The 23,964-nt window shown below is 42.4% G+C and carries 24 protein-coding genes; 9 read left to right on the top strand and 15 right to left on the bottom strand.

From position 1 onward, the window contains the following. Window positions 1-418 precede the first annotated feature (418 nt). The 4 genes from pyc to glsA all read right to left on the bottom strand — a co-directional run bounded on the left by pyc (window position 419) and on the right by glsA (window position 6,659). Window positions 419-3,865, bottom strand: a complete 3,447-nt coding sequence (pyc, locus tag Q5C82_RS16670) for a pyruvate carboxylase (RefSeq protein ID WP_003221342.1) — start codon at window positions 3,863-3,865, stop codon at window positions 419-421. A gap of 74 nt (window positions 3,866-3,939) precedes the next feature. Next, window positions 3,940-5,151, bottom strand: coding sequence for a cell division protein FtsW (ftsW, locus tag Q5C82_RS16665; RefSeq protein ID WP_003221341.1), 1,212 nt, complete (start codon window positions 5,149-5,151; stop codon window positions 3,940-3,942). Between the two features lie 199 nt (window positions 5,152-5,350). Beyond that, window positions 5,351-5,632, bottom strand: coding sequence for a YlaN family protein (locus Q5C82_RS16660; RefSeq protein ID WP_003221339.1), 282 nt, complete (start codon window positions 5,630-5,632; stop codon window positions 5,351-5,353). Window positions 5,633-5,729: 97 nt separating this feature from the next. Continuing rightward, window positions 5,730-6,659, bottom strand: coding sequence for a glutaminase A (gene glsA, locus Q5C82_RS16655; protein ID WP_003221337.1), 930 nt, complete (start codon window positions 6,657-6,659; stop codon window positions 5,730-5,732). Between the two features lie 102 nt (window positions 6,660-6,761). Between glsA and Q5C82_RS16650 the strand changes: the two genes are divergently transcribed. Continuing rightward, entirely contained in the window at window positions 6,762-7,247 is a 486-nt protein-coding gene (locus Q5C82_RS16650) for a hypothetical protein (RefSeq protein ID WP_003221335.1), read from the top strand. 2 nt (window positions 7,248-7,249) lie between these two features. Here the strand turns inward: Q5C82_RS16650 and Q5C82_RS16645 are convergent, their stop codons facing one another. Next, window positions 7,250-8,578 carry a PhoH family protein gene (locus tag Q5C82_RS16645; RefSeq protein ID WP_003221333.1) on the bottom strand — a complete coding sequence of 443 codons (1,329 nt, stop codon included), beginning with the start codon at window positions 8,576-8,578 and terminating at the stop codon, window positions 7,250-7,252. Window positions 8,579-8,733: 155 nt separating this feature from the next. Here Q5C82_RS16645 and Q5C82_RS16640 point away from each other — a divergent pair, with 155 nt between their 5' ends. After that, window positions 8,734-9,363 carry a YhcN/YlaJ family sporulation lipoprotein gene (locus Q5C82_RS16640; protein ID WP_003221331.1) on the top strand — a complete coding sequence of 210 codons (630 nt, stop codon included), beginning with the start codon at window positions 8,734-8,736 and terminating at the stop codon, window positions 9,361-9,363. 82 nt (window positions 9,364-9,445) lie between these two features. Continuing rightward, window positions 9,446-9,655, top strand: coding sequence for a YlaI family protein (locus Q5C82_RS16635; RefSeq protein ID WP_072183306.1), 210 nt, complete (start codon window positions 9,446-9,448; stop codon window positions 9,653-9,655). A 58-nt stretch (window positions 9,656-9,713) separates the two neighbouring features. Here Q5C82_RS16635 and Q5C82_RS16630 read toward each other — a convergent pair whose 3' ends face one another. Continuing rightward, a complete protein-coding gene (locus tag Q5C82_RS16630; RefSeq protein ID WP_003221327.1) occupies window positions 9,714-10,031 on the bottom strand; it encodes a YlaH-like family protein in 318 nt (105 codons plus the stop codon). A 55-nt stretch (window positions 10,032-10,086) separates the two neighbouring features. Next, complete coding sequence (gene typA / locus Q5C82_RS16625; protein WP_003221325.1) at window positions 10,087-11,925, bottom strand: translational GTPase TypA; 1,839 nt, start codon at window positions 11,923-11,925, stop codon at window positions 10,087-10,089. Between the two features lie 112 nt (window positions 11,926-12,037). On the opposite strand from typA, the gene Q5C82_RS16620 reads away from it, so the two are divergent. Together Q5C82_RS16620 and Q5C82_RS16615 are read left to right on the top strand one after the other, a co-directional pair. Then, window positions 12,038-12,226 (top strand): YlaF family protein, encoded by a 189-nt coding sequence (locus Q5C82_RS16620; RefSeq protein WP_003221324.1) that lies wholly within the window; start codon window positions 12,038-12,040, stop codon window positions 12,224-12,226. Window positions 12,227-12,499: 273 nt separating this feature from the next. Then, window positions 12,500-13,111 (top strand): hypothetical protein, encoded by a 612-nt coding sequence (locus tag Q5C82_RS16615; RefSeq protein ID WP_003221322.1) that lies wholly within the window; start codon window positions 12,500-12,502, stop codon window positions 13,109-13,111. A 39-nt stretch (window positions 13,112-13,150) separates the two neighbouring features. Here Q5C82_RS16615 and Q5C82_RS16610 read toward each other — a convergent pair whose 3' ends face one another. The 4 genes from Q5C82_RS16610 to Q5C82_RS16595 are packed head-to-tail and all read right to left on the bottom strand — an operon-like array spanning window position 13,151 to window position 16,158. Continuing rightward, window positions 13,151-13,444: an anti-sigma factor gene (locus Q5C82_RS16610; protein ID WP_003221320.1), complete on the bottom strand. Its 294-nt coding sequence runs from the start codon at window positions 13,442-13,444 to the stop codon at window positions 13,151-13,153. After that, a complete protein-coding gene (ylaC, locus tag Q5C82_RS16605) occupies window positions 13,441-13,962 on the bottom strand; it encodes an RNA polymerase sigma factor YlaC (protein ID WP_003221318.1) in 522 nt (173 codons plus the stop codon). Before ylaC ends, Q5C82_RS16610 begins: the two co-directional genes overlap by 4 nt. Next, on the bottom strand, window positions 13,962-14,231 hold the full coding sequence (locus Q5C82_RS16600; RefSeq protein ID WP_003221316.1) for a hypothetical protein: 270 nt from the start codon (window positions 14,229-14,231) through the stop codon (window positions 13,962-13,964). Before Q5C82_RS16600 ends, ylaC begins: the two co-directional genes overlap by 1 nt. Continuing rightward, the gene (locus Q5C82_RS16595; RefSeq protein WP_079996352.1) at window positions 14,221-16,158 is read right to left on the bottom strand and encodes a hypothetical protein; all 1,938 of its coding nucleotides are present in this window, start codon (window positions 16,156-16,158) and stop codon (window positions 14,221-14,223) included. Before Q5C82_RS16595 ends, Q5C82_RS16600 begins: the two co-directional genes overlap by 11 nt. Before the next feature lie 287 nt (window positions 16,159-16,445). Here Q5C82_RS16595 and nprE point away from each other — a divergent pair, with 287 nt between their 5' ends. Both nprE and Q5C82_RS16585 read left to right on the top strand, forming a co-directional pair. Continuing rightward, complete coding sequence (gene nprE, locus Q5C82_RS16590; protein WP_003221312.1) at window positions 16,446-18,011, top strand: neutral metalloprotease NprE; 1,566 nt, start codon at window positions 16,446-16,448, stop codon at window positions 18,009-18,011. Window positions 18,012-18,442: 431 nt separating this feature from the next. Beyond that, window positions 18,443-19,357, top strand: coding sequence for a class I SAM-dependent methyltransferase (locus Q5C82_RS16585; protein WP_003221310.1), 915 nt, complete (start codon window positions 18,443-18,445; stop codon window positions 19,355-19,357). Window positions 19,358-19,433: 76 nt separating this feature from the next. Here Q5C82_RS16585 and Q5C82_RS16580 read toward each other — a convergent pair whose 3' ends face one another. The 3 genes from Q5C82_RS16580 to Q5C82_RS16570 form a co-directional block, all read right to left on the bottom strand. Continuing rightward, window positions 19,434-19,862 carry a hypothetical protein gene (locus Q5C82_RS16580; RefSeq protein ID WP_003221309.1) on the bottom strand — a complete coding sequence of 143 codons (429 nt, stop codon included), beginning with the start codon at window positions 19,860-19,862 and terminating at the stop codon, window positions 19,434-19,436. A 25-nt stretch (window positions 19,863-19,887) separates the two neighbouring features. Continuing rightward, on the bottom strand, window positions 19,888-20,685 hold the full coding sequence (gene suhB, locus Q5C82_RS16575) for an inositol-1-monophosphatase (RefSeq protein WP_003221308.1): 798 nt from the start codon (window positions 20,683-20,685) through the stop codon (window positions 19,888-19,890). 137 nt (window positions 20,686-20,822) lie between these two features. Further along, entirely contained in the window at window positions 20,823-21,011 is a 189-nt protein-coding gene (locus Q5C82_RS16570) for a hypothetical protein (RefSeq protein ID WP_003221306.1), read from the bottom strand. A 239-nt stretch (window positions 21,012-21,250) separates the two neighbouring features. Here Q5C82_RS16570 and Q5C82_RS16565 point away from each other — a divergent pair, with 239 nt between their 5' ends. Continuing rightward, window positions 21,251-21,889: a YktB family protein gene (locus Q5C82_RS16565; RefSeq protein WP_003221304.1), complete on the top strand. Its 639-nt coding sequence runs from the start codon at window positions 21,251-21,253 to the stop codon at window positions 21,887-21,889. A gap of 32 nt (window positions 21,890-21,921) precedes the next feature. Here the strand turns inward: Q5C82_RS16565 and Q5C82_RS16560 are convergent, their stop codons facing one another. Beyond that, a complete protein-coding gene (locus Q5C82_RS16560; RefSeq protein ID WP_003221303.1) occupies window positions 21,922-22,188 on the bottom strand; it encodes a UPF0223 family protein in 267 nt (88 codons plus the stop codon). A 184-nt stretch (window positions 22,189-22,372) separates the two neighbouring features. Between Q5C82_RS16560 and speA the strand changes: the two genes are divergently transcribed. Continuing rightward, on the top strand, window positions 22,373-23,845 hold the full coding sequence (gene speA / locus Q5C82_RS16555; protein WP_003221301.1) for an arginine decarboxylase: 1,473 nt from the start codon (window positions 22,373-22,375) through the stop codon (window positions 23,843-23,845). Window positions 23,846-23,964 lie beyond the last annotated feature (119 nt).

Raw genomic sequence — 23,964 nt, 5'->3', positions numbered from 1 at the left:
GCGCTTTGGTCTTTTTTGTCTCCTGTTTTTTGCCGCTTCATACGTTTCAATGGCCTCCGCTGGACTTGATGATCATTGAGCGGCTCGCTGCGCTCCGTATTTTTTGTCATCGTGATTAACATATGGATTCATCACAGCCTGCGAAGCATAAGTATTGCTTCATGATAAAAATGTGCATATAGAACCCTTTTGCCATGCTTCATATCAAAAAACAGATCGTGCCTTAAAGAAAATATTTATGGCTCATATCAGACTACAAAGTATCTGAGAGTTTGGCAGCAGATAAGCCTGTTTTTGTTTTAAATATGAAATGGCTTGTGACAGTGCTGTATTGTCTTCAAGCCTCACAGTTTTCATTTCCCTACGCTTTTTTCCTAAAAAACAAGAGTGTATATCAAATGATATACACTCCGGTTTATTATGCTTTTTCAATTTCGAGAAGCAGATCTCCCGTTTGGATCGGCTCGCCATTTTTTACATGAACCTGCTTGATTGTTCCTGAGAAAGGCGCCTGAACCGTTGTTTCCATTTTCATCGCTTCATTGATCATCAAATGATCACCTTTATTGACTTTTGTACCTGCTTCAGTCAATACCTTAATAACCGTTCCAGGCATAGAGGCTGCGATGTGGCTTGGGTTTGTCCGGTCCGCTTTCAGTCTTTCCTGAACGGAAGACTTAATGCTTTCATCTTTGATGACAACTTCACGCGGCTGCCCGTTCAGTTCGAAATAAATGACGCGAGTGGCATCAGGCTGAGGCTCACCGATTGAAATCAACTTAACGATCAGCGTTTTTCCGCGCTCAATTTCCACTTCTATTTCTTCACCTAATGTCATGCCATAGAAAAATGTCGGCGTATCTAATACCGAAATGTCTCCATAGCTTTCTGCTGTTTTCACATAGTCAGAGAAGACTTTAGGATAAAGGGCATACGCCACAGCATCTTGATCTGAAATCTCCAAGTTATGCTGCTCTTTAAATTCCTGTTTGATCGCTTCAAAGGATACCGGTTCAAGCAGTTCTCCAGGTCTGACCGTAATCGGCTCCTGCCCTTTTAAGATCAGCTTTTGTAGTTTTTCCGGGAATCCGCCATGAGGCTGGCCGATGTTTCCTTTGAAAAGCTCCACGACAGAATCAGGGAAATCTAATTGTTCGCCTTTTTCGTAAACGTCCTTTTCAGTCAGATTGTTTTGCACCATGTAGAGCGCCATATCTCCGACTACTTTAGAGGAAGGCGTGACCTTCACGATGTCGCCGAACATATCGTTGACGCGTCTGTACATTTCTTTGACTTCATTCCAGCGGTCGCCTAGGCCTACTCCCTTCGCCTGCTGCTGCAGGTTGCTGTATTGGCCTCCAGGCATTTCATGCTCATAAATTTCAGTATGCGGAGACTTCATTCCGCTTTCAAATTCGCTATAGTATTTACGAACTGACTCCCAATATTGGGACAGCATTTCAACGTTTTGGACATTCATTTCCGGACGGCGGGCGTTCCCTTCCATCGCATGATAAAATCCGCTCGCGCTTGGCTGAGACGTTAATCCTGCCATTGAGCTGACCGCCACGTCTATGATATCAACGCCGGCTTCAACAGCTTTTGCATACATATAAATACCGTTGCCGCTCGTATCATGCGTATGAAGGTGAACCGGGATGTCGATCGTCTCTTTCAAAGCAGAAACGAGTTCATATGCGGCCTGCGGTTTTAACAGCCCTGCCATATCTTTAATTCCGAGAATATGGGCTCCGGCAGCCTCAAGCTCTTTCGCCATCGACGTATAATAAGCAAGATCATATTTCGTACGGTTCTTGTCAAGGATATCTCCCGTGTAACATATCGCAGCTTCTGCCACTTTTCCGGTATCCCGAACGGCATCAATGGCTAACGTCATCCCTTTTACCCAGTTTAAGCTGTCGAAAATACGGAACACATCAATACCGGATTGAGCAGATTGCTTCACAAATTCTTGAATCACATTATCCGGGTAATTCGTATAGCCGACCGCGTTTGATGAACGAAGCAGCATTTGGAATAAGGTATTCGGCACTTCTTTGCGAAGCTCCTCCAAACGCTTCCACGGATCTTCTTTCAGGAATCGGTAGGCTACATCGAAGGTCGCGCCTCCCCACATTTCCATACTGAATAGCTCAGGCCATAACGCAGCCGTTGGATTCGCGATTTTTTTCAAATCATGAGACCTGAATCTCGTCGCCAATAAGGATTGATGAGCGTCTCTGAATGTCGTATCAGTTAAAAGGACAGATTTCTGTTCCTTAACCCAATTTGCAAGCCCTTCAGCACCTTTTTCATCGAGAATTTGCTTTGTTCCTCTGGCAGGCTGCTGATCTATGTCTACTTTTACGTTTATCGGTTTGTCAAACGCAGGTTTTTCTTTTTTCCCGATTCCAGGGAAGCCATTCACTGTCACATTGCCTATGTAAGTGAGCATTTTTGTTCCGCGGTCTTTCTGTTTAGGGAAAATAAATAATTCAGGTGTTGTATCAATGAAAGACGTATCATATTGCCCTGTCAGGAACTTCTCATGCTTTGCAACGTTCTCAAGGAACGGAATGTTTGTTTTAATGCCTCTGATTCTAAACTCCTGAAGGTTTCGGACCATTTTGGCCGCCGCCTGTTCAAACGTTAAAGCCCAAGTTGAAAGCTTAACGAGAAGTGAATCATAATATGGCGTGATCACGGCGCCTTGGAAGCTGTTTCCGGTATCAAGACGGACGCCAAAACCGCCGCCTGAGCGGTAAGCCATGATTTTTCCTGTATCAGGCATGAAATCATTTTGCGGGTCCTCAGTCGTAACCCGTGACTGAATGGCATAGCCGATTGTAGAAATGTCCTTTTGCTCAGGAATATTTACTTTTTTGCTGTGAAGGGTGTGCCCTTGAGCAACAAGGATCTGTGTTTGAACAATATCGACACCTGTAATCATTTCTGTAATCGTATGTTCAACTTGTACGCGAGGGTTTACTTCAATAAAGTAAAATTCGTTGTTTGCAACAAGGAACTCTACCGTACCCGCGTTTATATAGTTTACATTTTTCGCAAGCGCAACTGCCGCTTCACAAATTTGGTTTCTTAATTCAGGTGACAGAGAGACACTCGGCGCCACTTCAATGACTTTTTGGTGGCGTCTTTGAACAGAACAGTCCCTCTCAAAAAGGTGAACGACATTGCCCTGCTTGTCACCAATCACCTGAACCTCAATATGTTTCGGATTTTCAATCAATTTTTCTACATACACTTCATCATTGCCAAAGGCTGCTTTTGCCTCTGATTTTGCACGCTCATATGCTTCTTTAACTTCACTTTCAGATCTGACAATCCGCATACCGCGGCCGCCGCCGCCCAATGAAGCTTTAATGATAATTGGATAACCATTCGTTTGTCCAAATTGTTCGACTGCTTCAAGCGTTTCTGCAGGGCCGTCGCTTCCGGGAATCACAGGGATTCCAGCTTTTTCTGCCTGCTCACGCGCTTTTACCTTGTCACCAAACATATCTAGATGTTCGGACTTTGGACCAATGAACACGATGCCTTCTTCTTCACATCGTTTCGCGAAATGGATATTTTCAGACAAGAAACCGTATCCCGGATGAATCGCATCGACTTTGTTTCTTTTCGCAATATCAATGATACCTTCAATATCCAGATAAGCATCAATCGGTTTTTTCCCTTCACCGACCAGGTATGCTTCATCCGCTTTGTACCGATGGTAGGAACCGGAATCTTCTTTTGAATAGACCGCAACTGTACGAATATTCAACTCGGTACACGCCCGGAATATTCGGATTGCAATTTCTCCCCTGTTTGCTACTAATACTTTTTGTATCGATTGCTGTGACAAACTTTTCTCCCCCTTACCCGAATGGAATATAATCTATCATAGCGGAATACCCTTCCCCTGTACACACTTGTTTTTTACAGATAAACAGTTTTTTTGAGCTGTTTCTTTTTCATTCCCTTCGGCCCCAAGGGCTCTCTCTTTTTCTTATTCTCTGAATATTTCACAAACATGCTGATATTCGCTAATATCCCCATACTCGCCAGCAGCAGCACCAAAGAAGAGCCCCCGTAACTGATAAATGGCAGCGTAACCCCTGTAATCGGAATTAATCCGCTGACTCCGCCAAGGTTAATAAACGATTGTATGGCAATCATGCTCGAAATGCCGATCGCTAGAAGACTCCCAAACGGGTCCTCGCATTTTCTGGCTATATAAAACCCTTTTATTACGATAAAGCCCAATAGGAAAATCACAAACAATACCCCAAAAATACCTAGCTCTTCAGCAATGACAGCCATAATAAAGTCAGTGTGTGATTCAGGCAGATATCCGTATTTTTGGATACTTTCACCGAGCCCCAGACCGAAAATGCCGCCTGAGCCGATCGCATAGTAAGAATTGATCACTTGTAAACCTGATGAATTTGCATACTTAAATGGGTCTTCAAGACTCTCAAAACGTGCCAAACGGCCTTCAGTTAAAATTTTGTCTTGATTTAAATAGATAATTGGACTGATTAAAATTAAAACAATTCCGCCCAGCAAAACAAGCCTCATCAGCGTCTTTCCACTGAAACCGGAGCACAAGATCATGCACGTCGCAATCAGCCCTATAATCATGGCTGTACCGAAATCTGGCTGCATGGCAATTAAACTGCAAATCACAAGCGTCATGACTACCGGAGGAGCTACTCCTGTTAACAGATGGTCGATATAGCTTTGTTTTTTGGCATATACGGCTGCAAGGTATAAAATCACTACCAGTTTAACAAACTCCCCCGGCTGGATACTCATTCCGCCGATTTTAAACCAGCTTTGCGCGTTTCCGGCAACATGACCGAATACAAACAGCGAGATAAGCGCAAGAACAGAAACAAGCAGTATTCCCTTCTGAAACTTTTGATGAGCCAGTGCTTTGTAAGGAAACACAGCCATGAGAATAAAAAGAGCGCCACCTGCAATTAAAGCAAACAGCTGCCGCATGAAGAAAAAATTACTGCTTACGTTATATCGTGAAACAGCCGTAATCATGCTTGAACTGTATACCATCACTAAACCGAATCCGCATAGTAAAACAATTGCGAATATCAGTGAGTAATCATAAGATTTGAGCATTTTTTTTAACATAACATCCTCTTCCCTGCTTCCAACTTCCATTATCTATGGTTTTATGTATTTATCTTTTTTATTTTACTACAATTTATCAAATGAGACGAAGAATCTCTATACGATTCGGAAGGAATGTGTAAAAAAAGACCGTCTTTAGTGAGAGAAAATTAGCGGTTATAAAAAAACCCAAACTGTTAATAAGTTTGAGTTTTATCATTTATTTACCTGTAAACGCGTCATGCAAAGCAGACAATTCGCGCTCCAATGTGTATAAAAGGTCTTTACCGTCTTTTTCATCAACCAATCCCAGGCGGACAGCAAAATCGATTTCCCTCGAAAGCCCGAACATTTGAGTATCTAAAACCTCTTCATATAGAGGACATTGAGGCATCGTTAAGTTATCCATTTGTACTCGGATCAGCTTCAAAATCTTCTCAGCGTCTACTTTTAAGAGTTCAAAAGCTTTTTGCCGATGGTCAACTATCATCTCTGAAGCCAAAAGTATCCCTCCGTTCCCCAGGCGAGTACCTAATTCTTCTATTTATCATAAAGGGTATCAGCAGAAAATGCAAGAGGATTTAAGCAGATGACATAAATTAAAAAATACTCAGCCTGTACATCTCAGACATTATTTCCAAAAGCTTTACACCTGCAATGCTGTTCCCTTTTTCGTCCAATGCTGGGCCAAAAATGCCGATCCCGAAATCGTAGGGTGAAAGGCCCATAATCCCTCCGGATACGCCGCTTTTTGCAGGAATTCCGACCTTAATTGCAAATTCCCCGCTAGCATTGTACATTCCGCACGTCACCATAAATGTTTTGCAAATTCTGGCGACATCTTTTGGGATGATTTGCTCCCCAGTCTCAGGTTGTCTGCCGTTCAGCGCAAATACAGATCCGATTTTCGCCAAATCCAGACTGTTCATCTCAATCGCGCATTGCTTCGTGTATAAATCCATGACCGCTTCTACATCATCCTCAAAAATGCTGTACTGCTTCATATAATAACACATTGCCCGATTGATCATTGATGTGCTGTATTCGGATTCAGCCACTTCCCGGCAGTAAGTTATCTCTTGGTTGTTTGTCAGCCTTCTAATAAAAGAAAGTAAATAATCAAGTCTCTCTTTCACCGTTTCCCCTCTAATCAAGCTTGTCACTACCAAAGCCCCGGCATTGATCATAGGATTTAACGGCTTGCTCGGATTCACTGTCTCCAGCTTGATAATTGAATTAAACGGATCACCGGTCGGCTCCTGTCCAACATAGCTGAAGACCTTATCTTTGCCGTATTCCATTAATACCAAAGCAAGTGAGAGGACTTTTGATATACTTTGAAGTGTAAATGTTTTTTCTACGTCACCTGCTGACAGACAAATATTATTGGAATAATAAATCGCCACTGACAGATCGTGTTTATCGGCTTTTGCCAAGGCGGGAATATAGCTAGCTACCTCCCCCTTGTCCGTCACCTTTTTCGCCTCTTTCACTAAAGCTTCAAGCTCGTCATTATGCCGGCATACCATGCAACCACCCTCGCTCCCTGAGCATTTCAATACACATAATTTGTACACAAAGTGACAATTCATGCGAAAACTTTTATAATTTTGAGAGAAGGGGGTTATATCATGAGCGTTATACAAGTAAAAGGCAATGTTACATATCCGATCACCATTGATCCAAGCGTATGGATTTTTGATGATCGCAAATTTTCGTTTGACCGCAAAGGGGACAGTCAAGACTCACATTTACAATCAGCCGGGGATGAATCCGATCTTGATCCTGAACGCGTTATCAGAGAGGGACGGATTGCGCCGCCGACATTAAAGACGGAAAAACAATACGAGAGGCAAAAACTGATGAACGGCAGTTTTGCAATGAAACTTGGGACTGTGCTGAAAAATGCCGAGCCGCTCAGCTCTGCGGCACAATGCGTATTTATCACAAGTTCGGAAAAGGCGGCCGTTCCTCTGGAAATCGCTCTGAACAGTATTGTCCATTTCAGTGAGGCAGGCAAGCCGATTCAAGAAGGCGGCCCCGTTCATGTTTACTTTGAAGATCCAGTTGATCACGAACAGCCGATCGCCGATATAAAAGAAATCGAAATTATTTAGTATTACAGTAAGTCAGCGGCAAGCTGGGCGAGGCCTGATCTCTCACCTTTTAACAGCTTCACGCTGCCTGAGATGGGTTGTCCTTTAAACCGCTCAACCACATAGGCCAAACCATTGTTAAGACTGTCTAAATATGGGTGATCAATTTGTTCAGGATCGCCCATTAAGACAATTTTACTCCCCTCACCGACTCTCGTCAGCAGTGTTTTTACCTCATGCCTGGTCAAATTTTGCGCTTCATCAATAATAATAAATTGGTCTGGAATGCTTCTTCCCCTGATATAAGTCAGCGCCTCTACCTGGATTGAGCCAATACCCGCCAGAATAGCCTCAAGCTCCCCTGGTTTTTTCGCATTAAATAGAAACTCCAAGTTGTCAAAAATCGGCTGCATCCAAGGCTTTAGCTTTTCCTCTTTTTCGCCCGGCAAGTACCCGATGTCTTTGCCAACAGGAACAATCGGTCTCGCCACGACCAGCTTTTTGTATATTCCTAAGTCTTCTGTCTGTAATAGTCCCGCCGCCAACGCTAAAAGCGTCTTGCCGGTTCCCGCTTTTCCGATCAGGGTGACAAGCGGAATATCTTCACGCAGCAAAAGCTCTAATGCCATTGTCTGCTGTACATTTTTCGGTCTGATTCCCCAAATATGTTCATCATCAAATACGAGTCTTTTTAATACCGTTCCGGTTTTATCTGCAATTCCGACTGCCGAGGAGGATCCTCCCAGCTCATCCTTCATTAATGCGAATTGATTCGGATAAAACGCATGCTGTTTTATATCATTTACTGAAATTTGATTTTTCCCGTAAAAAGAGCTGAACAGCTGCTGGCTGATATATAAATCCTTATAGCCGCTGTACATTTCATCATTGTCCACAACCCGGTCATTTAAGAAATCTTCGGCGAGCAGTCCGATTGCGTCCGCTTTCACTCTGACAAGTACATCCTTGCTGACGAGGATAACCGGCCTGCCATTTTCCTTCGTTTCTTCCTCGAGGCTTAAGTTTTTCGCAACGGCTAATATGCGATTATCATTCGTCTTTTCAATAAAGATCTCTTGAAGCTGGTGAAACGAACGATGATTCAGTTCAATTCTCAGTGTGCCACCCGTGTGGAGCGGAACATGCTCATGCAGCCTGCCCTTTTGCCTTAGCGCATCGATCAGCTTAGATACGTGCCTTGCATTCCTCCCAACTTCGTCCATATACCGTTTCTTTGAATCAACCTCTTCTAATACGACAGCAGGGATGACAACCTCATTTTCTTCAAAAGAAAATATCGCGTTAGGATCCTGTAATAACACATTCGTATCTAACACATAAATTTTACTCAAGTCTCAGCCTCCTGATATAAGGGTCAAAGTTCTTCCTGCTTCTCTTACGATGAAAAAAGGTGAATGCCTGCTAAAATATATGTTTTTGTGCATAAAGATAGAAGGTTAATTCAACAATAAAATTAATGAATGCATTTCAAGGAGGGAACCCGCAAGTGCGAATTCTTTTCATTCTCATACAGCTGACGCTTATTCTGTCCGCATGTGCCTACCAACAAGGAAAACAGGATCAGAATGTTGAAAAAGAATCAACAAGACAGCAGGAAACCAAACCGATTCACGTAAAGGACACAACTCAGGAGACAAAAGACAAGGGAACAAGAACAGATATTGCTAAGCATCTTGTCAGCGTTGCTGAAAAAAATCCAGATGTCAAAGATGCAACAGCCGTTGTGCTTGGAGGTTATGCCGTTGTTGGGATTGATGTCGATGATACTTTGGACAGAAGCAAAGTGGAAACGATTAAATATTCTGTGGCGCAGGCTCTAAAAAATGATCGATACGGCGCCAACGCAGTTGTCATTGCTGACCCAGATACGGTCAGCCGCCTGAATGAAATGAGCAGAGAAATCAGTAAAGGCCGTCCGGTAACAGGCATACTAGATGAATTAGCTGCGATTGTCGGCCGAGTGCTTCCGGAAGTGCCTAACGATGTGATTGACAATGAAGACGAGCCGCAAACAAAGCAGCAAAATGACCAATTAAACAGAAAGCAGCAGCAGGAAATGGAACAGGAGCAAAACGATCAATCTGATCATCATATGAAAAAGAATACCAATGATTAAGCTATAGCATCGCGCTTTAGCTTTTTCTTATTTTGGACAGCTTCTGATCCGTGCTATAATACATGGTAGTGAAAGAGGTGATATGATGAGGGTCCAATGTTCTATTTGCGATAAAATTGAAACAATTGATGATGATACCCTGATCGCGAAACGGCTTCGAAACCGCCCAATCCATACATATATGTGCCAGGAATGCCACGACCGGATTGCCCAAAAAACAGAAGAACGGCTGAAAACGGGAAAATTCACTTTTCACCCGGGACAGCAAAAAAAAGAAAAAGTCAAAAAATAAAGCGGCCGCTTTACCATACAAAACACAAAAAAAGACTCAGCTTCTCAGCTGAGTCTTTTTATGATTTTGCAGACTGTCCCTTTTTCGACTGATACAGCCGAATTTTGTAAATGATTAAAATCAGCGCAGCGACGATCAATCCCTCGGCCACGGGCAAAAACACTCCTAAAAAGGTCAAAACAGTGCAGCCCAAAGCCAGAAATACATACACCACTGCTGATTTTAATACCGGAAGCCGTTTAGCAAATCCAAGCTTAAATACAATAACGGCCAACACAAAAATCGTGCCGTACAGCAGCCACATGCCTGCCGCAGGCTGCCGGTCTACTTGATATAGAGCGGCGAAGAACGACAGGCGTTCGCTTACGTCATTCAAAAAGATTCCCTCCCCTGCAAAGTGCGGGTTCTATCTTTTCAAATTCTGCAAGAGATTAAGACAATCCTGCTGTTTTTTTCTTTTTAGCCGCTTTTTCACGTTCATTTTTATTGAGGATTTTCTTTCTTAAACGGATAGATTCAGGAGTTACTTCACAGTATTCATCTTCGTTTAAGTACTCTAGAGATTCCTCAAGAGACATGATGCGCGCTTTTTTAATTGTAGTTGTCTGGTCCTTTGTTGCAGAGCGGACGTTCGTCTGCTGTTTCATTTTGCTGACGTTAACAACAAGGTCGTTGTCACGGTTATGCTCTCCAACGATCATTCCTTCGTATACTTCAGTACCCGGCTCAACGAAGATGACACCGCGGTCTTCAATTCCTTGAATTCCATAAGATGTCGCTTTTCCGTTTTCCATTGATACTAGCACACCCTGGCGGCGTCCGCCGACTTGGCCCGCCTGCATCGGCTGGTAGCTGTCAAACGTATGGTTCAGAATACCGAATCCGCGTGTTAATGATAAGAACTCTGTAGAGTAACCGATCAATCCGCGGGAAGGAACTGTAAAGATGAGACGAACTTGGCCGTTTCCGTTGTTGATCATATCAATCATTTCGCCTTTGCGGGCACCCATTGATTCCATAACTGAGCCTGTATGCTCTTCCGGAACATCGATTTGTACACGCTCAACAGGCTCACAGCGTACGCCGTCGATTTCTTTGATGATAACTTCAGGTTTTGAAACTTGAAGCTCATAGCCTTCACGGCGCATATTTTCAATTAAAATTGACAAGTGCAGCTCACCGCGTCCGGAAACAACCCAAGCATCAGGAGAAGCTGTTGGCTCAACACGCAAGCTCACATCCGTCTGAAGCTGAGAGTGAAGACGCTCCTCGATTTTGCGGGCCGTTACATATTTGCCTTCACGGCCTGCAAACGGACTGTTATTCACGACAAATGTCATTTGAAGTGTCGGCTCATCAATGCGAAGCACTGGAAGCGGATCTTGATGGTCTACAGGACATACCGTTTCACCAACGTTAATGTCTTCCATGCCGGAAACCGCTACGAGGTCTCCTGCTTTTGCTTCTTCAATTTCCACACGCTTTAAGCCTTGGAAACCGAAAATCTTTGTTACACGGAATGACTTAGCCGTTCCGTCAAGTTTCATAAGAGAAACCTGCTGACCGACTTTCATCGTACCGCGGAATACGCGTCCGATCCCGATACGGCCTACATAGTCGTTGTAGTCAAGAAGGGCAACTTGGAATTGAAGCGGCTCCTCTGCATTTTCAACAGGTGCCGGAACATGCTTAATAATGGTTTCATATAAAGCTTCCATGTTTTCATCTTGCTGTTTCGGATCAAGACTCGCTGTTCCATTAATCGCGGAAGCATACACCACTGGGAACTCGAGCTGCTCTTCATTGGCATCAAGCTCAATGAACAGATCAAGAACCTCATCGATAACTTCCTCAGGACGGGCAAAGTCACGGTCAATTTTGTTTACAACAACAACCGGGTTCAGATTTTGCTCAAGAGCTTTTTTCAGAACGAAACGAGTTTGAGGCATGCAGCCTTCATATGCGTCAACGACAAGCAGTACACCGTCAACCATTTTCATAATCCGTTCTACTTCTCCCCCAAAGTCTGCGTGTCCAGGGGTATCCAAAATATTAATGCGTGTATCTTTATAATTAATCGCAGTATTTTTCGCCAAAATTGTAATGCCGCGTTCACGTTCAAGATCATTAGAGTCCATTGCGCGTTCAGCAACCTGTTCGTTGGCACGGAACGTACCAGCCTGGTGTAAAAGCTGATCGACTAGAGTCGTTTTCCCATGGTCAACGTGGGCAATAATCGCGATGTTGCGAAGATCATTTCGAAGTTTCACTTTTTCATCTCCTAATAAAATTAGATAACTTTCACATTATACCACACATCCTCTTTAAAAGCGTCACGTTTTTCTGTAAACTTATGATAAGACGTAAAAGGGGATGGAAAATATGAAAAAAATGAATTGGCTTTTACTATTATTTGCATTTGCAGCGGTTTTCAGTATTATGCTGATCGGCGTCTTTATCGCTGAAAAAAGCGCTGCAGGCATTATCGCCAGCATCGTACTTGTTTGCGCCGTAATGGGCGGCGGATTTACATTAAAAAAGAAAATGCGCGAGCAAGGCTTGCTTGATTAAAAGCATTGCCCGTCTGGAGACATTGTAATCAAAAAAACACCGCTAAGAAAGCGGTGTTTTTCATTTCATTAAGTCTTATCTCCCCTGTTTCTTAGTCAGGAAGATGCAAAACAGCATTCATACATAGACAATCGTTCTAACGATGACACATGTGATCGGCAAAAAGTAGTACGGTAACGATATACATAAAATACCATAAAACCTATTTTTCCGACGCCAATCTCTCCCTATAATGGAATTCGTAGCACAATTCACAAAAGGGAGAGAAGAAACATGAAAAAAACATTTGTAAAAAAAGCGATGCTAACGACTGCCGCAATGACCTCAGCTGCTCTATTAACGTTTGGCCCTGATGCAGCCAGCGCAAAAACAATGGTTGATAACACCACTGTTCATGTGCAGCATCAAACCATCACAAACGAAGATCTCAATACATTCTTTGATTTATTAAATCAATGTATATACGAACAAGACGGTGTGTATTATTTTGACAGCGAAAAAGCTGTCGAGTTAGGAATGACAAAAGAAGAGGCTCGAGTAATCGCAACACTCTGGGAGTCGACATCAGAATTTTTCAGCGTTGTTTCACAATGTGTGTATGTCGAGGATGGAAATTACAAATTTGATTCAGAAAAAGCAGTTGAACTTGGCTTCTCAGAAAAAGAAGCTCTCGCACTTGAACAATTTTTCTCCGCTGTTTCCCTAAAGATTCACATTCTTCAAGCAGCAATTGTATTACAAGACGGTGTATATAGCTATGATAAAGATGCAGCGGTACAAGCAGGGGCGACACCTCTACAAGCTGACGTTTATGAAAAACTCTTCAGTGCTCTGTCACAAGAACAGCTTGCCGCAGTCTATGACATGATTCACCCTCAAGCTTAATCTAAAAAAGCGCTTGCCGGAATCGGACAAGCGCTTTTCTTATATCAGCAGTTTGATGATCAGCATCACGGCAACCGCCGCTCCAAACCAACAGGCAGCTTTAACGATTAGCAAACCGTAGTACCTCTGTTTAAACCGCATTTCTTCTTCCGGCAGAAAAGCCTCCTCAACGGCCTGTCCACCTTCCAATAAAAAAGGCTCAGACATCATGTCATACATTTCTCTGCAGCTGCTGCAGGTCTTTAAATGTTCTTCAATGACGTGTTCCGTTTCGCTTTTACAATCATCTTCAAGATACAGAGGGAGCAGGTCTCTTACTAGAAAGCAGGTCATATCCGCTCCTCCTCTCTTCTTTTCGTCATGTTTTTCTTTAGCTCTAATCTGGCCCGGTGAAGTGTGGTTTTCACCTTCGAAAGACTCCAGCCCAATATCTCAGCGATTTCTTCATAAGAAAGCTCTTGGAATTCTCTTAAAATCAATACGGATTGATGCTGATCTTTTAACTGCAGAAGCTCCTGCATTAGGGTTTCGCTTTTTACCGTCCGCGACAGATACTGTTCAGGCTGCTCATAAGTTGTTTGCGTTAACCCGTCATTTTTGCTGATATCAGTAAATTGGTATTTGACATCCCTGCGGTACCAATTGACAAAGGTGTGATGTGCAATGGTGTAAAGCCACGTTCTGATGGAAGAGTGCCCCCTAAACGAAGCCAGGCCGTTAAGTGCTTTCACAAATGTGTCCTGCGCTAAGTCTTTGGCTGTTTCAAGATGATGAGTCCTTCTAAATAAATAATTCAAAATTTCTTTGTAATACTGTCGATACAAGTCCTCAATAGAATCCCTATGCTTCATTAAAAGTAAAACCACACCGTCATCCAAATGGCCAATAAAATGAAACAGATGTACATGGAAGACATGTATACTTTCATGTGTCTGATTTGGCTCTTTTCTTCAGCACCAGGGCTTCTCTTTAAATAAACTTCACTCTTCAACCTTTCCGCGTTCTTTTGATATAACGGCTCGTGCTGTTTCATCCATTCCATTGATTCATCCTCTAGCTCTCCTTCTTTATATAGGTCATATAAATCTAAAAAAACAGACTCTTTTTCTTTATGATTCATAAAGACTTATCACCTCTTGTGTTTCTCCATCCACCACATAAGCATCATGGCGGTTTGATCCAAACGGCTGAATAATGATCAGCCATGCGTAATGGCGTTCATTCCCCCTTTGAACGATAATCGGGCGCATACGTTTTTTGTAAATGACATCTCGGTATACAGAAGCTACTTTTTCATACGCCAATTTTCCATTACTGTACGTGTACGGGAATGACTTATCGAGTGCGCTGTAAACATAAACGTTTAGCTGCCCTTGATCTTCAAAAAACTCATACGTATGAGAGGAATCAGAATACACCGCCTTATCACCCTGCCTGCTCTTTATCTTTATTTCTGATACATCAGCATCGAAGACCGATAATATTTGCCGCTGCAGCTGGTTGTTTGTCAGTGAAATATTCTTTTTCATTGGAAGCGAAATACTTTGTAAACTGCCGGATTCGCTTTCAAATTCCACAACAATTCCGTCTTTTGTTTCAACATGCACTAAGCCTCCAAGCAGGCCGTTGCTTTCAACATCTGTAATCTGATAAGGCTGTTTCGGTATGTTTAAAGCTGTAAACATTTTCTTCATTTTTCCTTGTATGTCTTGTTCTGTGATATGAACATGCAGGAGAGAATCAAGCTGATAAATAGATGGGTCTTCACTAAAACTCATTAAGGTTTCCTTTTCCCAATAAAATACCGTTCCATCATCATCATTATCTTTTTTATGAAGTTGATTTTTCAGATATATACGAACGGCTGTCTGGCCGTCTTCTTTAGACACCTTTGTTTCGATGTGCTCCTTGTTTAACACACGGCCATGCCGTTCAAGGAAAGCAACGGATTTCCGGACGTACTCTTGATCAGTCAGTGTTTTTCCCCGCGGCTTTTTCAAGTACTGATAGCTATTAATCAGCTGTGATACTTCATCCACCTCTGCCTCATAGCTCAAGCTTTCAAATGAGTAGAAATAATGCACATCCATCTTTGTATCATGCAAATACAATGTCTCATTCGTAGGAAAAAATGACTTTATAATCTGTTCTGCTTTTTCAGATGAGATATGCTCCCCGACAAAATTGAATGAACCCTGGACATTTATCGGCTTTGATACAGCGAAAGCAGCGGTTCCTGCGTTATATATCGGATTTAAGAGCGAGACAAAAAACACAATAACAGCCATCGTCAGCCACTTATTCACGCGCACATAAACTTTGCCTGACTTTTGGAACAAATGATAGCTCATCAAAAATCCCGCCATTGTTAAATAAATCGTATATGGCATTACTGCACCATAGTCTATGGAGATTCGCCCGGAAAATGGGACAAGCAGCAAGACAAGCAGTCCGATAATCAGCGTATAAAATAACCCTAGTAAAATCTTATTTGTTCTCCAATACAGCTTGAAAAACAGTACATTCAAAACAATAGGAAAAATGATGATGAAAAACAGGAACATAAATTCAATTGGCTCGACCCCATCAGGATACTCCTTCCAATAGGAAAAGAAACTGAATATCATTTGTACGATCGGCAAACTGACAACGGCAAGATCGAACGTATAAAACATGCCCTTTCCGCTATGATCACGAGGCATCAGCATATAGTGAAAAGCCGTCAGCAGCACATACCCGTATAACAAAAAATGCACCAGCGGCAGCAGTTCATTGCCGTCCTCTCTTAAGTAAGCGCTGGTAAAGTTTGTAGCCTGCACCTGATGAATGAGTTCAACAGACACCCCGGCCAGCAACACAATCCGCAATAAGACACCTGCCAAGAACATCGTGCGGTACCGGTTTATTTTAGGATGACGCCCCAATAGATATAAACCCGCCAGAACAACTATTGACCATTGAATCAGCAAGGTGCTTTGTCTGCTTAAGATAAAATAACGTTCAAAATGCAATACATAATGACTGAATAACTCCAACACGAACAACAATCCTTTACTTCTTATTAAGGCCTCATTCGGTTAGACAGCCGGCTTTTCAAAAAGTTTCAATAAGAAACAAACATGTCTTATCTTTCCCTTGATATGTAAATAGACACAACACTTGCAATGACCCATCACATGACACTTGACTCATCTTGATATTATTCAACAAAAATAAACACAGGACAATTCTATCAATTTTGTCTAGTTTTGTTAGTTTTTGTTGAGTATTCGAGAAAGCTAGTTTAATATAACAATATAGATTTTTCAGTATTTTCAAAAAAGGGGGATTTATTGTGGGTTTAGGTAAGAAATTGTCTGTTGCTGTCGCTGCTTCGTTTATGAGTTTGTCAATCAGCCTTCCTGGTGTTCAGGCTGCTGAAAGTCATCATCTTAAAGAGAATCAAACAAATTTCCTCTCCAAAAATGCAATTGCACAATCAGAGCTTTCTGCACCAAATGACAAGGCCGTCAAACAGTTTTTGAAAAAGAACAGCAACATTTTCAAAGGTGATCCTGCCAAAAGGCTAAAGCTTGTTGAAAGCACGACTGATGCCCTTGGGTACAAGCACTTTCGATATGCACCTGTGGTTAATGGAGTGCCTATTAAAGATTCACAGGTGATCGTTCACGTTGATAAATCCGATAATGTTTATGCGGTCAATGGTGAATTACACAATCAATCTGCTGCAAAAACAGAAAACAGCCAAAAAGTCTCTTCTGAAAAAGCGCTGGCACTCGCTTTCAAAGCCATCGGCAAATCACCAGACGCTGTTTCCAACGGAAAGGCCAAAAACAGCAATAAAGCCGAGTTAAAAGCTGTAGAAACAAAGGACGGCAGCTATCGTCTTGCTTACGACGTGACGATTCGCTATATCGAACCTGAACCTGCCAACTGGGAAGTCTTAGTTGATGCTGAAACAGGCAGTATATTAAAACAGCAAAACAAAGTAGAACATGCTGCTGCCACTGGAAGCGGAACGACACTAAAGGGCGCAACTGTTCCTTTGAACATCTCTTATGAAAGCGGAAAATACGTACTAAGAGATCTTTCAAAACCAACAGGCACTCAAATCATTACATATGACTTGCAAAACAGACAAAGCCGCCTTCCGGGAACGCTTGTCTCAAGTACAACAAATACATTTACATCTTCATCACAGCGGGCAGCCGTTGACGCCCACTATAATCTCGGTAAAGTGTACGATTATTTTTATTCGACATTTAAACGGAACAGCTATGATAACAAAGGCAGTAAAATCGTTTCTTCCGTTCACTACGGCACTCGGTACAATAATGCTGCATGGACAGGAGACCAAATGATTTACGGTGACGGCGACGGTTCATTCTTCTCTCCGCTTTCAGGCTCATTAGATGTGACAGCGCATGAAATGACACATGGCGTCACTCAAGAAACGGCCAACCTGATTTATGAAAATCAGCCGGGGGCATTAAACGAATCTTTCTCTGACGTATTCGGTTATTTTAACGATACAGAAGATTGGGACATCGGTGAAGACATTACAGTCAGCCAGCCTGCTCTCCGCAGCTTGTCCAATCCGACAAAATACGGTCAGCCTGACAATTACGCCAATTACAGAAACCTCCCAAATACAGATGAAGGCGATTATGGCGGCGTACACACAAACAGCGGAATTCCAAACAAAGCCGCTTACAATACTATTACAAAGCTTGGTGTCTCTAAATCACAGCAAATCTATTACCGTGCGTTAACAACGTACCTCACTCCTTCTTCCACGTTCAAAGATGCCAAGGCAGCTCTCATTCAGTCTGCCCGTGACCTCTACGGCTCAACTGATGCCGCTAAAGTGGAAGCAGCCTGGAATGCTGTTGGTTTGTAATGTTAGAAAAAGCCTGAGATCCCTCAGGCTTTTTTTCGTTACATGTTTTGATTTTTCTCTTCGTTGAAAGAATCATCTTTCACCCCGAAAGGATGATAATCAGCAGCCGTTGCTGATTTGCGACAGATGGGAGCACAGTCGTAAGCATGTAGTACAGAGAAGCTCGATACGCGGTCTTCCCCGCTCAGCTGCAAAGATCAAAAACAGCAGTAAGCCAACGCTGCAGCATACAATATTGATCCGGGCTAAGGGGAGATTCTTCCGGCAGACACTTGGCTCAGGTGAAATAAATAAAGATCATCCGACCGAAGAAAGAGCAAAAATATTGACAAAAAATTTTTTATGTGCTATAATTTACTATTAATATATTTATAAGTATAATAAGATTCTCCTGGCCAGGGGAATCTTATTTTTTATGGGAGGATCATTTCATGAGGAAAAATGAGTCCAGCTTAACGTCTTTGATTTCAGCTTTTGCCCGTTCATATCATAGCCGATATGACACGCCTCTCATTTTTGATGATTTTATTGCAAAAGACCTCATTAATGAAAAAGAGTTTACAAACATCAGCGAGAATATGATTCAAGGAATATCGTTTTTCAACAAAGAGATGGCTGAACATCTGCAAAATGATCCTGAAAAACTATTAAAATGGGTTACCCAAATCCAGCTGTCGCCTACGCCCTTAGCACGTGCTGCGTATTGTGAAAAAGTTTTACACAACGAATTGATGCTGGGGGCAAAACAGTATGTCATTCTTGGGGCCGGACTGGATACTTTCTGTTTTCGGCATCCTGAATTGGAAAACAGCTTACAAGTTTTCGAGATTGATCATCCGGCTACACAGCAATTCAAAAAAAATAAGCTGAAAGATGCAAATCTGACAATTCCGGGGCATCTCCACTTTGTTCCTATGGATTTTACCAAAGCGTTTTCGTATCAGCCTCTTATAGATGAAGGATTTGAAAACACAAAAACATTCTTCAGCCTTCTGGGAGTGTCTTATTATTTAACGAGAGAAGAAAATGCAAGCTTGATCAGAAATTTATTTTCTCATGTCCCATCAGGAAGCTCTATCGTTTTTGATTATGCTGACGAAACACTCTTTACAGCAAAAGGAACGTCAAATAGAGTTGAACATATGGTGAAAATGGCTGCCGCCAGCGGAGAACCGATGAAATCGTGTTTCACTTATCAAGAAATTGAAAATCAGTTAGAATCATCAGGTTTACTGATCTATGAACATCTAGCACCAGACGATATTAATGACCAATTTTTCAACAATCGAACAGACGATTTGTCAGCGTTTGAAACAATTCATTATATTCATGCAGTAAAAAAATAATGTTTTATTCATCAGAGCCTCTCGATTTTTGGGAGGCTCTTTATGGTACTGGCATACAAAAAATAAGCTGCCGTTATCATACGGCAGCTTCTGCTAAAGGCTTCACATGGATCATAAATGATTTGCCTTTCTCATCTTTCTCCGTTTTCAGCTGTTCAAATCCGCATTGGCTCAAAAACAATATCCATTCACTCCGGTCAATGGGAACTGCCGCAAACATCGCTTTATGTTTGGCTCCGAGCAATTTGCTGATCTGTTCAATGATCACCCTCGCATGCCCCTTTTTTTCTTCAGCCGGATCAATCAGCACCGTTCCAAGCCACGGCTTTCCGTTGGAAGGCGCCCACTCGAGATGATAGCTGACGGCAACAGGCAGACCGTCTTTTTCCCATATAAGCCATGATCCGTTGTACATGGAGTAGGAGATCATATAGCTTTCTGCATCTTTCTCTCCAAACTCCTCCTCTTTCCATACAGGATGAGCCTCCGCGAGCTTCTCTAACAACCAGAGGTCATCCTGTTCAAATGGCCTACTTTCGAGCATGAAGATACTCTTCAAATATCATTTTATGTATGGAGGGGTTTCCGGCCAGCACACTGTGATTTTCTAAAAAGGTAAACGGCTCTCCCTCTATGGTCGTATAGATGCCCCCCACTTCATTTAATAGCACACAGCCGGCTGCATAATCCCATGGCGCAAGTCGCATCGTGATGTAAGCATCTATTCTTCCTGCCGCGACATTTGCCAGCTCTAAAGCGGCAGAACCGTAGGAGCGTGTGCCTCTGACTCTTTTCACAAGGGGCGCTAACACACTTGGATCAATTCTTCTGTTTTCCGTTACCCATGTCGCATTAATGGCAAGAATCGCTTCTTCAATAGTGGTTTCTTTTAAAAGAGCCAGCTTCGTTTCATTCATATAAGCTCCTCTTCCGCTAAATGCATGATACAGCTCATCATGCATCACATCATAAATCAAACCGATTTTTCCTTCTCCGTTTTCAAAAATTCCAATTGAAATCGCAAAATTTCTTTGCTGATGCACAAAATTCATTGTCCCGTCAATCGGGTCGATAATCCAGACGACTCCCTCCAGTGAGTGGAGTTTATCTCCTTGTCCTTCTTCGCCGAGTATGCGGTGACCCGGAAACGTTTCTTGAATGCGTTCAATGAAAAACATTTCCGTTTCTTTATCAATATTGGTGACTAAATCATTCGGATTTGATTTCGTTTCAATTGTCAGGCTTTCATTCATGGATTGTTTAATTCTCGTGCCTGCTTCTCTTACCCATTTCTTTGCAATCTCATCAATTTCCGTCCAATTTGCCATTCGTGCGTACCTCTCTTCTATGTAGACCTTTATTTTATAGGATACTGATAACGGCGGTGAAAAAGCAAGGAAAATGAAAAATATCCCTTCTCACGTAAAAACGAACCATTCACGCGGTTCGTTTTCACTATCGCTTGTTACCCGTTAAGACGAATCCATTCTTTTCTGAGTCGCTCAAGTTTGTTTTTGCTTTGTTCAATCTGTTCATCATTTTCTTTTTGCATTGCTTCATATAGGGTTGCCAATTCATAATCAACCTCTAGTCTCCAGACAGCTACACGATTGTTTTTCTCTTCCTTAAATCCCTCTTTTACAACTTGCCTCATTGTCTTTCGCCCCTTCCAGAGATCATTTGTTTGTAAAAAAGCATCCCATTTTGCCATTCAACAATGATTACTTCTTATATCGTATGATTGTTCTATTTACGCGTAACATGATTCTGAAAATTGTGTGTTTACCTATTCGTTTATTACCTCATTTCCCCTTTCTTCAAACGCGCTCAATCTTTTTGACGCTCGTATGAACTGTGATAAAATATGTTTACTTAGAATGAAGGAGGAAAACCATGACACAAATGCGTTTTACGGAAGAAGACTTTAACACATTTACAATAGAAGGCTTAGACGCGCGCATGGAGGTATTAAAAGAGACGGTCCGTCCAAAACTTACAGCTCTAGGCGAACATTTTGCCCCAACTTTATCAGCTTTAACCGGAGACGAAATGTTTCCTCATGTAGCCAAGCACGCAAGAAGATCCGTCAATCCCCCTGCTGACAGCTGGGTCGCATTCGCAAACAGCAAAAGAGGCTATAAAAAACTGCCGCATTTTCAGATTGGTTTATGGGAAACCCACGTATTTGTGTGGTTCGCGATTATTTATGAATCCCCTATCAAAGAAGAATATGGCAAATTGCTTGAAGCAAATCAGGAAACCATCACTAAGAATATCCCTGACAGCTTCGTTTGGTCCGCAGATCACACAAAGCCGGGAGTACATAAGCAGTCTGAAATGGACAAGGAACAGCTGAAGACGCTGTTTGAGCGTTTGCAGACTGTAAAAAAAGCTGAGCTGTTATGCGGCATCCAGCTTCAAAAAGAAGAAGTCCTGAATATGAATAACCAGGAATTCCTTCAGCGTATCGATGATGCCTTTAAGCAACTGGCTTTTCTGTACCGCTTCACCCAAAAAGTATCACAAGCATAAAAAAGAGCCGGAGTAATCCCCGGCTCTTTTTCTTACATCTTAATCTTCGCCTGATCAGATTCCCTCGCCTGTTTGACCGTGCGATAAGGAGAGTATGTACTTTGTTCTTCAAACTCGCCGCATATCTTTTTTTCCTCAGCCTTTCCCGGTACAATTTCCTTGAAACGGCGGTAAGCTTTAAGCAGTTCTTCACGATCTGCACCTTTTTCGTATGCAAGCTCAACCTGCTGGAAAAACGCGATCACATCAACTGCTTCTTCGGTTGTCCAATCTTCATTCATCGGATATTGGTATTCCATTTTCTTCACTCCTTATAGATTTGCTTCTCTTAAGAGAAAGCATCTTCATTTGATCATAAATTGTTCTTTACATTCTTTCAAGTTCATAATATAATTCATTTGTTTTACGTCTAAAAAACGGTTGAGAAACTGATTTTAATACACACTATTATGCATAGGTATGATTACAAAGGTGGGAAAACAATTGTCGCAACATGAAACACCCTTATACACAGGACTGAAAAAGCATGCAAGCAGACAGCCTGTTCAATTCCACATTCCCGGCCATAAAAAAGGGGCAGGAATGGACCCAGAGTTCAGACAATTTATCGGTGAAAACGCGTTAAGCATAGATTTAATCAATATTGAACCATTAGACGACCTGCACGCGCCAAAAGGCATCATTAAACAGGCCCAGGATCTGGCGGCTGAAGCTTTTGGCGCAGACCACACATTTTTTTCTGTTCAAGGAACAAGCGGCGCCATTATGACAATGGTGATGGCTGTTTGCGGACCTGGAGATAAAATTATTATTCCAAGAAATGTGCACAAATCAATTATGACAGCTATTGTATTTTCCGGAGCAATCCCAATCTTTATTCATCCTGAAATTGACAATGAGTTGGGCATCTCCCATGGCATTACACTTGAATCTGCCAAACGGGCGCTTACCGAGCATCCAGATGCAAAAGGGCTTCTCGTCATCAACCCGACATATTTCGGTGTTGCAGCCGACTTAAAAAGCATCGTAGAACTCGCTCATTCGTTTGATGTGCCGGTGCTTGTTGATGAGGCACACGGCGTTCACATTCATTTTCACGATGAATTGCCGCTTTCAGCCATGCAGGCAGGAGCAGATATAGCAGCGACTAGTGTACACAAGCTGGGCGGATCACTGACGCAAAGCTCCATTTTAAACATGAGAGAGGGCCTTGTATCCAAAGACAGAGTGCAATCCATTCTGAGCATGCTCACAACAACATCGACTTCTTATTTGCTTCTGGCCTCTCTCGATGTTGCCAGAAAACGCCTTGCGACAGAAGGCCATCAGCTTGCTGAGGAGACACTGAAGCTTGCCAACCAGACGAGAGATCGCCTCAATCAGATTGAAGGCATTTATTGTGTCGGTTCTGAGATTCTTGTTTCAAAAGCAGCTTACAGCTATGACCCGACAAAATTGATTATCTCTGTTAAAAGTCTTGGACTCACAGGTCATGACGTTGAAAAATGGCTTCGTGAATCCTTTAATATTGAAGTTGAGCTTTCTGATCTGTACAATATTTTGTGTATTTTCACACCTGGTGACAGCCAAAATGATGCAGACCGGCTTGTAGAGGCTTTAACAGAGATTGCACATCATATGTCAGAAAAAGATGTAACACATCAGCAAACTGAAGTTCTTCTCCCGGAAATTCCTTTATTGGCAATGACTCCGCGTGATGCTTTCTACGCAAATACGGAAGTCATCCCATTAAAAGAAGCATCCGGACGGATTATCGCTGAATTTGTAATGGTATATCCACCTGGTATTCCAATCTTTATTCCAGGTGAAATTATTACAGAAGACAACATCAGCTACATTTTCAAGAACCTTGACGCAGGTCTCCCTGTTCAAGGACCCGAAGACTCAACTTTAAACATGATCCGGGTCATTAAAGAACAAAAAGCGATTCAATAAATAAAAAGCATGCGGCTTGAGGGACTGACCCCCGTTTTCGAGACAGGGATCAAAACACATTTTTAACAGCCAATTGCCGATAGTTTATCGGTGATTGGTTGTTTAGTTTCGTTTGAATA

This window comes from uncultured Bacillus sp., from assembly GCF_958411575.1.
GTDB classification, from domain to species: domain Bacteria; phylum Bacillota; class Bacilli; order Bacillales; family Bacillaceae; genus Bacillus; species Bacillus spizizenii.
Note: the sequence above shows the minus strand (reverse complement) of the source record. Positions and strands in the feature narration are given on the sequence as shown.